Genomic DNA, 1,809 nt, shown 5'->3' on the forward strand with positions numbered 1-1,809 from the left:
GGGGGCGAATTCCTCCCCATACATAAATGACAGGGGTTTCCATTCGCCCCCCTTACCAACCCCTAATTTTCGATGATAATCTGCACGGGGGGATGGTTAACGGTGGGAGTGACCTACCCCCAGGAAAACTAGGCGGCGCGGACAATCATTTTCCTTTGCAATTGGCGACAACTGTTTTTCTCGTCAGGGGAGTAATATGTAGGCACAAATGAGGCAAGTGGCAAACCGGAGGATCCGGAAACAAGGGAAAGCGAATCGGCAGCGCCCAGTCCTTTCCTGACGCGATCGCGTCGGGTAGAGAAGGTAAAGGTGTGTGTGTGTGACGGAGTGACATGCAATGAGCGATCCATTTGTGCTGGCTATTGGTCTGTTAACGCATTTAAAAGCATCACCCCCAGCAGCAAAACCCAACCCACCGAAAGAATTAGGCGCGGGTTTCGTGGAAGCAACCGAGCCTGTGCTGTGCCAATCGCCGATCGCCCTCCCAAGCGTTTCGAGGGTGGAAAATAGCGAGCCAGAATTCAGCCCAGTGGGGAGAAATCCCTCAGCATCGTGGCTCGAGCAACAGCTCTTTGAAGGTTTGCCCCCGGAATCCTTCCGCGCCCGCGACGCGGCGGGGATCGCCGCCCACGCCTGGGAAGTCTTTGCCGATACCAGTGCTGCAGAGCCGGTGACTTACTTGCCCACCGCGCAATCGCGTCCCCTGTCCGGACCGCAGATGTACCAGCAACGATTGGCAGCCCTGCGATCGGGTCAGACCTACACCCGGATAGCGGTAGATAGTTTTGCCTCATGGTGGCGCGATGCCACCAACCAACCCACCTACGAACAGTGGAAAGGATTGCTCGCATCAGAAGCACGCGCGATCGCCCGAGGACAAGGAGGCAATCGCCTCGCAATTCTCCTCGGGGATTCAATCAGCATGTGGTTTCCCCAAGAGCGCCTCCCCAAAGGACCCCTGTGGTTGAATCAAGGCATTTCTGGCGATACCTCCCGAGGCATTCTCAGCAGATTATCCGCCCTGAGTGCCACCCAACCCGACACCATTTATCTGCTCGCCGGCATTAACGACTTGCGGCGGGGAGCCAGAGATGATGAAATCCTCTGGAATCACCGTCAGATCGTGCGTCGCCTGCGAGAAGAACATCCCCAAGCGGAAATTATCGTGCAATCGATTTTGCCCACTCGTCTGGGGACGATTTCCAATCAGCGCATTCGTCGCCTGAATCGAGAAATTGCCGCGATCTCCCAACAAGAAGGCGCAATCTATCTCGACGTGCACTCTCAATTCCTTGACCCTGCCGGTGCGTTGCGGCCCGAATTAACCACCGACGGTCTCCATCTCAATCGCCAGGGCTATGAAATTTGGCGAGGCGCACTCTTGCGATCGCAATCTTGGAAGGCACTGAGCGACTCCGAATAAACCCCCCCTGTCGCCCCCGGGGAGCGCCACAACTTCCGGCAAGCCTAACTCCCCCAACCCCCCTGGATTCTGGGAAAAAATCCTAAACCTGAGGAAAAATCTCCAACTTCAACGGGACTAAACTCCCAAACTCCGCCCAAAATTTGGTAAACTACTCGAAAAATTGATGACAGTAATCTGCCACTAGGCATTTATACCCCTACTGTATCCGTCAGTCATGGTCAAGCCCGAAGTAGAGAAGGGATGCAAAAACACCTGCAAACACGAAAAAAACTCCGTCGCTTGGTAGCCCCGCTCTAAAGAGACGGGGCTACCAAGCGACGGGCGCGGCTTTAGCCGCAATGATATGATAGACTCCTATCACCAACTCTTTGACCCAAATGAAA

The 1,809-nt window shown here is 54.9% G+C and carries 1 protein-coding gene; it reads left to right on the top strand.

What is annotated here, in order from left to right; translation table 11 throughout:
* Positions 1-337: 337 nt before the first annotated feature.
* Positions 338-1,423: an SGNH/GDSL hydrolase family protein gene (locus tag AC0QH1_RS07790; RefSeq protein WP_324630460.1), complete on the top strand. Its 1,086-nt coding sequence runs from the start codon at positions 338-340 to the stop codon at positions 1,421-1,423.
* Positions 1,424-1,809 lie beyond the last annotated feature (386 nt).

The sequence above is a fragment of the Phormidium sp. CCY1219 genome, assembly GCF_055795085.1.

What these genes read in the sequence shown, in the direction of transcription:
- AC0QH1_RS07790 (WP_324630460.1), top strand. Translation starts at nt 338, where the DNA reads ATGAGCGATCCATTTGTGCTGGCTATTGGTCTGTTAACGCATTTAAAA.